We start from the raw sequence: 9,773 nt of genomic DNA on the forward strand, positions 1-9,773 counted from the left end.
ATATAAAAACAGTGTCCGGGCAAAAATAGAGAGAATGGTAAAGATTCGTTGGGGAAGAAAGCATCACCAGTTCAATCACCACCCAAAAAGTCTACTTTTTAGCCTACTTTGTATTTGGGTAGCCTCTGGAGTATAAAGAACTTACGATTGCAACTTCCCGCAAACTCGCCAGCAAAAATCACAATCAAGAAAGCCGTACGATTTCTCGTACGGCTTTCTTTCAATTGACAACGGTCAAGAAGCTTAAACTCCCTTTCGAACTATCCCGCTGCAACCGCACCATCCTGCGGAATCCCGGGCTCTTCATCCTCCCGGGGCTCGGTAAACCCAAAGTCCTCCAATATTCCGTAGAGCGCCGGTAGCACCAGAAGGATCAGAATAGTAGAGCTGCTAATACCAAACACAATACTGGTGACCAGAGGTACCAACACTTGTGCCTGCAAGCTGGTTTCAAATAGCAGTGGCAACAGACCGACAATTGTAGTCAGTGAGGTAAGGAAGATTGCCCGGAAACGATCGCGACTGGCCTGACTTGCCGCGCTATGTACATCCATTCCCTCACGCACTCGCCGCTTCACAAACTCCACCAGCAAAATTGAGTCATTGACCACAATTCCGGCGAGAGAGACAAAACCCATCATACTGGGCATAGACATATTCTGCCCCATGATCAGATGCCCCCAAATAACACCAATCAGTGCCAGGGGAATAGCCACCAATACAATCAGAGGCTCCACGTAGCTACGGAACTGCATGGATAGGAGAAGGTAGATACCAATGGCGCCTATTAACAGGGCTCGACCAATGGACTTGCCGGTAACCTCACTGTTTTTCATTTCCCCTTGCATATCAACGCGCAACCCTGGGAACTCACGGGTTAACTCAGACAGGAACTTCTCCTGGGTGTCGCCAAGTACCTGTCCAGCATTTGCTTTCTCTGTAAAAACATCAGCAAATACACTCACTACCCGCTCGCCGTCAATACGTTGAATTCGCGCATACTCCCGATTCATTTCTATATCGGCAACGGCAATCAACGGTACTCGTTGCTTGGTAGCTGGATGGATAATAACCAATTCATCGAAACGGCTCAGCGCTCCGCGGGAATCTGCATCCATACGAACTTGTATCTCGTAGGTTTCCCCCCGATATTGAATTTCATCTATCTCCATCCCCTGGTAAGCAGCTCGCAACTGATTGGCGACATTGCTGGCATCCAGGCCGGAGGCATAGGCGCCTTCACGCATTTTGACGGTGAGTTGCGGCTTGCCGGGACGCAAGTCATCCACCACATTCACTACGCCGTCGTATCCACGCAACCAATTTTGCAAGCGAATGGACGCTGCCTTTAGTTGATCCAATTCCAAACCGGCAAGGCGTATGTGGATAGCACGGCCGGCAGGGCCCAAGGCCGGCTCTTTATAAAGAATAGCGATTGCCCCTGGTGTATCGCCAGCAGCCTCACGCCAAGCATGGCGTAACTCATCCATGCTGGTATTGCGACCTTCAGCGGCGAGCAGATCGACATTAATTGTGGCCACATGGGGCCCCGATTCAAAGGCATCTCCGTTAACACCAAAAGTGACACTCGTATGGGTCACCAGAGGTGCTCTTTCATTTTCAGAAAACTCTGAGGCAACTTGATCCAACGTCTTCAACTGCTTATCGACTAATTTCTCCATATCGACCAAAGAAGTGCCTTGAGGCATTAAGATCCGAGCTTGTAATAAATCGCCCTCCAAGGTGGGAAACCCCTGAAACTTGACGATCCCCGATGTCATCAAACTAATAGTGACCAGGAATAAGCCAAATACACCCCCGACAAAGGCATAGCGATATTTAACAGCCCAATCTGCTGCGCGCCCCATATTTTCTCGCCAACCATCAAAACGTTTGGCAAAAGCCTGCTTCCAGGCGGGGGTGCGACTTTTATGCTCAAGGGCATGACGCAAGTGTGCCGGCAAAATCAGGAAAGCCTCGATCAGACTAATGAGCAATACAGAAATCAATACAATGGGGAGCACCTTGAGGACCTGCCCCATATCCCCCTTAATAAAGACCAGTCCTCCAAACACCATTACCGTAGTTGCGAATGAAGACAGTACTCCACGAGCCACTCGCTTGGTGCCATTGATAACCGCTTCCAACGGCGACCTTCCCTCACGGTGTTCACTGGCAATACTCTCCGATAACACAATGGCGTCATCCATCAGGATACCAATGGCAATCAGCAGTCCTACCAGACTGATCATATTAATGGACACGCCCATGGCCGTGATCAGTGCAAACGAACCCAGGAATGAAACCGGCAAGCCCATGACCACCCAAAAGACGTAGCGGCCACTGAAAAACAGATAGAGAGCCAGCGCTACCAAAATCAGGCCCTGCCAGGCGTTAGCCATAATCATCTGCAAGCGATCCGCAACGATAGAGGCGCTGTCCTGGGTTAGCGTGAGTTTCATACCCTCAGGCAGATTTTCATTTTCACGGTCGACAAAGTCCCGTACGGCTTCAAGCACACGCAAGCTATCATCCACACTATTCTTCTCGACATTGAGAAGCGCTGCTCGATGGCCGTCAAAAGTAATTTTGTCTTCAGCCAGCTCAAAGTCATCGTAAATTTTTGCAATATCCCCAAGTCGAACTTCCGCTCCATCACCACCTTTAATCACCACCAGGTTTTCCAATTCTGCAACCGTGCGGCGCTCTTCGGTAAAACGTACCTGGTATTCTCGATCCGGCGTGGATACCTTGCCGGCGGGCATATCGATCGCTTGCTGGTCAATAATATTGGCCAGGTCCATCACGCTGAGTCCGTACTGGCGCAAGTTATAATCTGAAACTTCAATCTGAAGCTGGTGGTCAGAAAAACCGGAAATGCGCACAATAGGAATAGCGGGATCGCGGAGTAATTCGCGGCGGTAGTGCTCCGCCAGCTGGTTTAATTGGGGCAAAGGAAGGTCAGCACTGATAGCAATACTAACCACCCCCTGAGTGCGGCCCAGTTCTTCAATCACCGGGCGCTCGCTTTCACCAGGAAGCGAATCGATACTGTCTACTGCGGATTCCACATCAGCAACAAACTGGTCCATATCACCGGTTTCTTGCATCTTGAGGGTCATCAGGCCCAGATTATCTTTTGCCTCACACAATCGCTCATCAATAAAGCTGATTCCATCGGTGGCCTCCTCCAAGGGAAGGCAAATACTATCTTCCACTTCGGCTGCTGCAGCGCCGGCATAGGGAACCGAAACCTGAACTTCAAACTTATCGATTTCCGGCATCGTTTCACGCTTCATGCTGGGCAGAACAAAAAGCCCGCTTAGCATCAGCGCAACCATTAATAAATTGGCCGCCGTTGGGTGGCCGGCAAAATAACGAATCACTGCTGGGCACCTCTAGCGCTCGCCGCAACGGATTGTTCTGCGCTGACAACGGAAACTGCCATTCCATTAATCGCAGGGATTACATCAGTCACAATAACCTGCTCACCGGGATTCAATCCCTCGCGGATCACAGTGGTGTCGCCCTGGTGGTAGTCAATCTGTACGGGGCGCACTCTTAGTTGACCATTTTCTACCAGATAAACCTTGCCTTCATGGAGGGCGCGGCGGGGTATAGCGAGTGCCGGTGCGGCGGGAGCCAATAACTCTACACGGGCATACATACCGCGAAATAGCGGTGGTTTTTCACCGGTCACAGCTTTGCCATAGGGGTCATCCACAGCTACAACAACGGAGAGTGTTCGACTGGTGCTATCCAGGGTTCCACCCAAGCGCACTACCCTCCCCTGCCACTCACTATTCCCCGGGCCACCCACCAGGGTGATCCGAGCTTCCAGCCCTAACAACATTTTGGGTAGATCATCAGGAGTCGGATTGGAATCGATGCCAGGCCTTAAATTGCGCAAAAGTGGAGCCACATGAACCATAGGAAGCTCTGCTGCAATTTCTACTTGGGCAAGGCCGCTTGCATCAAATAAACGGGCATTGCCAGCAACATATTGGTTTTCTTCAACATGAACTTCGCCAATACGAGCATTAAATGGCAGGATCACCTGGGTGCGCTCCAGATTGTATTTACTGTCCCGTACCTGAGCTTCTGAGCGAGCTATCTGGGCTTCAATCACTTTGCGGCGGGTCGGGAAAAGGGAAAGCTGGCTGCTCTGGTTCTGCACTTCCTGGCGCAAGCGCAGCATATTTTGTTCTTCAGTATCTACGGTCGAGCGGGAGACGGTTCCCTTAGCAACTAACTTTTGTTTGCGAGCGAGTTCTTTCTCACCCAATTTGAGAGTGCGCTCGGCGATGTCCAAAGAGCGTTTACTATTGGCTTCTTCCACATCCAGCTCTTGCAAATTAGCGCGATTTGCAGCCAAGTCACTTTCAGCCTGCGCCAGGGCAAGCTGGTAGCTGGTATCATCGATCTTCAACACCAGTGTACCGGCAGAGATAATATTTCCCCGCTCCAATTCCGGAGCTGTATACACCACCCTACCACTGACTTCTGCATTGGCTTCCAGGAAAGTACTGGGTTTCACCTCACCATATGCAATAGCTTGAGCTCGCAGCGGTAACTCCTGCACTTTAATTGCGTCTACCACCGTTATAGGAGCCTCAATAGCATCGTGTTTAGGCTCACCTTTAGTAACGACCAATGCCATAGATATAAACACCCCCGCCGCTATCAAAGCTGGTAATGCCAGCCGGCGATTCATCAGTGCTTTCATATGAGTCTTAATTTCCATTGCCGACTTCCTCGCCTTTGGTCACAGATTTATTGGAAACGCCACGGAGTAAGAGTTGAACGGTATGGTTAATCCATCTCTCCCGGTTTTCCTCCCCCAGAGCAAAGCCAAGCCCCTCCTTCAAGGGGTCGCCAGCGATGAAGGGAAAGGCAATCAGACTGATAAAAGAGACTGGCATCAGGTCAATATCCAGGTCCTCTCGCAACTGGCCGCTGGATTGGAGAATTCCCAGCAACCCGCGCAGCTTTGGCACCAGTTGTGAGGCTAACCTGTCAACAAAGAGTTCGCGCATTCGACCAGATTTGGAAGCCACTTCATCAGCAATCAGGCGCGGAATCCAGGGCTCCTTGATGTATAGGCGTATCATTCGACTAATTGCTTCTTTCAGCAACTCTAAAGAGGGCTCCCCTCCATCCAGCCCTGCACTGACGAACGCGGGGCCATACTGCATGATTTGGCTCCGAACCACCTCGATAATTAGCCCCTCCTTGCCGCCAAAGTGGTAACTGATCATCGCAGAATTCACCCCAGCTCCCTGAGCAATCTCCCGAATGGAAATATCGCGGAAGGCCTTATTCCGAAGTAGAGAGTAGGCTGAGTGCATAAGTGCCTCACGCACCTGGGATTCACGCTCAGGATCTTTTGGGCGCCCGCGGCCTCGAGTGGATGGCTTATCAGTCAAAGGATACAACCTTAATTAATCAGATGATTAATTAAATGTTAGAAGCCACATAAGTACAAGCGCGCTTTGTGACTAAAAGGTCAGAAAATAGAGTGGCTACCGTTAGGTAGCGAGGAGTAGTCGATTCGATCTGGCAACCTACCCCTCTAAAACAGGAATCGGGCTTTCTCTATTTTTCTAATGGGACTTGGTGGTCCAATGATCTGCGACATCTATCTGTAGCAAATAGGTAAGTCCGCCTATCGTTGCATACAGCCCGGCTTAGACTGAAAGCGCCAAAAAGTTGGTCCGTCATAACGTGACAACATTTTCTGTGAGGAGCTTTAAAGATGGGCGGTGTAAAATTTACGGTAAACACCGCCAGCGCTCTATATCTACCGAATCTACGAAAAGGCTCCACGACGGAAGTTGTATACAGCCACCTGAGAAAGAATAAATAGTGTAAATGTCACTATCAATCCTGTCAGCATTACGGGTTCATAGCCCTCAACCAATACAGAAATTACTCGTGAAGAACCGTTAAATAGGAAGTACATCGAGGCAGGAAGTATTAATAGCCACTCTTTGCGAAACGCTCCTATTGCCGTAATGATAGCAAGGCTAAGTGTCGGAGCACCAAGGGTACGCAGATTGGTGAAACCATAATTAGTTGTAGCATCAAATCCAGCGGGGCCATTAATGATCTCAGGGAAAAGCATAGTCACTAATCCTGCTGAACCCAGCACAAGTACAAATATACCGGAAAGAAATTGTGAGAAACGAATCATATTAAATATTCCATTTGGTTGGTAAAGCGAAAAGATTGAGTATTTGAATACCTTCTGAAAATTTCCTTATTATCTCTACTAGGCTTTCAGGGGCTCCTTAACTTGGATAGCTGCCGGAAATAGGCCAAAGCGATGTTCCTAATCGACCGAATCAAGCTTCACTATTCATTGATTACATAGGGGTAAGACTGATTTTCGCTAGAGCTTCCAGCAAAGAACCGTTGCCCTGCTGCCCATTACTTAAATGATATAAGTAGTAACTTGCAGCCCAATTGGACTTTTGGCCCCACTTTCAGTGTTGCTATTCAGGATCATTAGAATCCACGAATAATCGTGTTTATTGTCCTTTTCAACAGGCACCAACAAGTAGAGAAAAGTGAACGATTTATATGCAACGCAGGTATCAGTTGTAGCTCGCGCTAGGAAGGCACCAATCAGGCCTCTAGGGTGATAACTAATGCGCTTCGGGCAAAAAATAGAACCAATATCACAATTTGCTTCAGCAGTGAGAATATATTCATTCTTTAGCCCCTCAGTAACAAGAGGGTTTAAATATAAGGACATATCGGTGAAGACGTACGCTGTTAAAACAAGGACTAGGTTAAGCGGTAAGTCAACAATTCACTTGAAACATCCAGTCAAGGATTTGTACAAATCCGTCAAATCGCCTTTTTACGCATTTGGGAAGGGGCTACTTGGTAGTGCTGTTTAAACACCCGGGAGAAGTAGCTAAGCTCGTCAAAACCGCACTCCAAAGCAATCTCTGTCAGGCTAAGATCGCTATTTAGAATCAACCGCTGTGCTTTCTCCATTCGTTTCGAAGCAATATATTTCGTGGCACTGCAGCCATAGACTTGCTTGAATTTACGAGTAAATGTTGACTCACTCATATGACAAAGAAAAGCTAGATCCGCCAGTTTCAGCGAAGTGTACAAGTGAGCTTGCACCACTTCCTGTAGCTTAGGTTGCTGCCTGACGAACAGCTGCCCCAACATCTTGGCAACTCTTCCACTACTATCAAGCCTGGGGATAAGCTCTACTAATTCTCGAATCTTTAATACCACTAGTGGCTCACTGAATACTTCTGGCTGCTGGATATAGTCAATTATGCTACGCATATAATTGGAGAGCAGTACAGATTCCTGCAGGCGCTCAGCCGAGGAATGCTGTTTAAGGGGATTATTACCATCCTTAACAGCACTTCTGCTTTCACCATTATTATTAAAGACATCAGGCATATCATTTGGGTAGAGTCGCAGTAATAGCTCTGACGTTAGCCGAAAACCGATGAAATTAACTTCATTATTTACTCCATCTTCGTGCCATTGATTAATAAAATTATCCGTCTTCATTAGCACAGTAGCGCCTGGACTCAAGGTGAGAGTTTCATCACCACAAACCAGGGTTGAACGGCCACTGATAACGTAAACCAGCCTTGCCTCATCAATCAAACGGTCTTGATAGCTTAATGGCGCTCTGAATTTTCTCTGACCAAGCACCACTTTTCCTTGTATTTTAAATACGACTGATTCTTCGCTATCTGGCATAAATTATTATCTTTATCAAGGGGGGAGTTACTTCCAATCACCTGGAGGCAATATCTAACGTTTTTCCTCCAAGAGATCAAGTTAAAACAAGTGACTAAAAACAACCTTCCCTTCCAAGAACTTTTTGAGAATAAGAGATTAAGAGACTCTGAATAATTTCGCAATAGCTCTACAGGCCTTGAAAACTGTATGTGTGTAAGCTGATTCCATTATCGACTCACCATCTATGGTTCACACCCCAAGTCTCTTGGTTACACTAGCCCGCACTTAAACAATTAACCGCTTAACCAAATAAAAACTTCAGAGACAGTCACAAAGTCAGACCTTACAGTCTAAGAGTGAAGAAAGAAAACACACGATTAAATGGGAAACCTACAATTGAATGAACAGAAACGTTGTAAAACCTGACGCACCCGGAGTCTTATATAGGCCTGTGAGAATGACTAAGAACAAGTTATCGCTGAGCTGAAATTCTGATATGCTTGTACTCCAAAGGCAAAGCAAAATTTAAAACTTCTCGATAAATCTTCGATTCGAACATTAATCGAGATCCCTAGCCTGGCAAATAGTTGAAAGTAACAGGAGATAACTGACTAGGCGCCTAGACTACTCTTCGTCAGCAAAAGCCATTCAAAAATAACCAATATTTCATCTAAGACATCCCGCCTATTCATAGCAAAAGGAAAACTAAGAAAGCTGAATAGCCTATTACACGAAAACATAATGAGTAACCACCATTTCAGACACAACCAAAAAAGTATCGTTCAATACATCAGCGTCAAATGCAATTTTTTAGTGGGAGGGTAATTTCAACTCCCAGGTCTAGCATAATAAAAACTCTGGTTGGTTTTGGACGCACTTTCATTCAGCATGCGTATTTTCACTGCAAGCTCATACAGGAAAATCTAAAACTCACCACCGCTTGTGAGTGGCTAGGACCTGGATATACCGAAGGGAGTACCCTCCTATTATTTGGCACTATTAGAAAGGAAAACATTACAAGTTGCCTTCCAACAATACCTTTTCTTTCCATCCAAAGAACAATTTATTCCCTAATTAGATATTAGCAATGAACTCCAAAGCGGCCACTAAAGACACTAGAAACTCTGCTGTATTTATTGCTCATATAGATTTCAAGTATATGCTCACCGAAATTTCAGGTTCATGATCTCCCATAGATCCAACTGTATATTCATAATATATGGTCACAAGCAACTAGATATATCGATCGGAATATCTTTTATATGATCGATTACCTAGATCTAACAGGTTGGACTAATTAGCAGTTAGACATTAAAAAATCAAGTTCCCTCCTCCTTTAAAGGCTAATTATCTCTGCATAGGATCGGTTCCTTCGTGAAGCACTCGCACTTCAGACCTTCTATTCAGGTGTACAAGATAAATGGATATGACATTCAACTAGGCAGCACAAATTTTCATATAACCGCAATTTCTATATCTTAGCGATATTGTATTCACCCTTGATCAAGCATCTCTTCATCACAACCAGAATCCACAACTATTTTTGAGAGAAATAAGCGACATGACTAGGCACACATGCCTGAAACTCATTTAACCATGAAATTCTCATCTGAGAATCTAATCCTTTTTTAAATTTTAGTTGCGCCTTCCTCAACCCCTTTGAACCATAAGCATTAACAAACGAAATCTCATCCCAAGGAATAACACAAGAGCAAACCCCAAGACAATATATAAAAACGCCCTCCCCCGTAACATTTAATACCACAGTAAATATATTGCCTTGAAAAATTAAATTACCCTTCAACAAATCCCCATCCTCAGAAACTTCAACATCCCTAGCTATTGTTTTAAGAAACATCTTAAGGGACTTTCCTCTAACAATCTCCATAAAGTTAGCAATTAATATCCACACACAAAAAAGGAATGCACCTGAGGCGACAGTTACCCCCCAGGAACCACTAACCTTAAAAATCAAGAACAAAACGAAAGAAAAAACAATTGCTAAAATAAGCCTCCACATCCAAAAACACCGATTATTCATAGAGTTTAAT

6 protein-coding genes are annotated in these 9,773 nt (G+C 46.1%); all 6 read right to left on the minus strand.

Annotation, left to right across the window (positions count from 1 at the left end):
- Positions 1–260 precede the first annotated feature (260 nt).
- Positions 261–3,386, minus strand: a complete 3,126-nt coding sequence (locus tag ACJJIW_RS18465; protein ID WP_444936014.1) for an efflux RND transporter permease subunit — start codon at positions 3,384–3,386, stop codon at positions 261–263.
- The gene (locus ACJJIW_RS18470; protein WP_444893735.1) at positions 3,383–4,744 is read right to left on the minus strand and encodes an efflux RND transporter periplasmic adaptor subunit; all 1,362 of its coding nucleotides are present in this window, start codon (positions 4,742–4,744) and stop codon (positions 3,383–3,385) included. The genes ACJJIW_RS18465 and ACJJIW_RS18470 overlap by 4 nt, the downstream gene beginning before the upstream one ends.
- Positions 4,734–5,426, minus strand: coding sequence for a TetR/AcrR family transcriptional regulator (locus ACJJIW_RS18475; RefSeq protein ID WP_444893734.1), 693 nt, complete (start codon positions 5,424–5,426; stop codon positions 4,734–4,736). Before ACJJIW_RS18475 ends, ACJJIW_RS18470 begins: the two co-directional genes overlap by 11 nt.
- A 383-nt stretch (positions 5,427–5,809) precedes the next feature.
- Positions 5,810–6,193, minus strand: coding sequence for a hypothetical protein (locus ACJJIW_RS18480; RefSeq protein WP_282932616.1), 384 nt, complete (start codon positions 6,191–6,193; stop codon positions 5,810–5,812).
- 659 nt (positions 6,194–6,852) lie between these two features.
- Positions 6,853–7,740 carry a helix-turn-helix domain-containing protein gene (locus ACJJIW_RS18485; protein ID WP_444936015.1) on the minus strand — a complete coding sequence of 296 codons (888 nt, stop codon included), beginning with the start codon at positions 7,738–7,740 and terminating at the stop codon, positions 6,853–6,855.
- A 1,519-nt stretch (positions 7,741–9,259) separates the two neighbouring features.
- Positions 9,260–9,742, minus strand: coding sequence for a hypothetical protein (locus tag ACJJIW_RS18490; protein ID WP_282932614.1), 483 nt, complete (start codon positions 9,740–9,742; stop codon positions 9,260–9,262).
- Positions 9,743–9,773: the final 31 nt, after the last annotated feature.

The organism is Microbulbifer maximicatervae (SeqCode), assembly GCF_052467815.1.

What these genes read in the sequence shown, in the direction of transcription:
- ACJJIW_RS18470 (WP_444893735.1), bottom strand. Translation starts at nt 4,744, where the DNA reads ATGGAAATTAAGACTCATATGAAAGCACTGATGAATCGCCGGCTGGCA.
- ACJJIW_RS18480 (WP_282932616.1), bottom strand. Translation starts at nt 6,193, where the DNA reads ATGATTCGTTTCTCACAATTTCTTTCCGGTATATTTGTACTTGTGCTG.
- ACJJIW_RS18485 (WP_444936015.1), bottom strand. Translation starts at nt 7,740, where the DNA reads ATGCCAGATAGCGAAGAATCAGTCGTATTTAAAATACAAGGAAAAGTG.
- ACJJIW_RS18490 (WP_282932614.1), bottom strand. Translation starts at nt 9,742, where the DNA reads ATGTGGAGGCTTATTTTAGCAATTGTTTTTTCTTTCGTTTTGTTCTTG.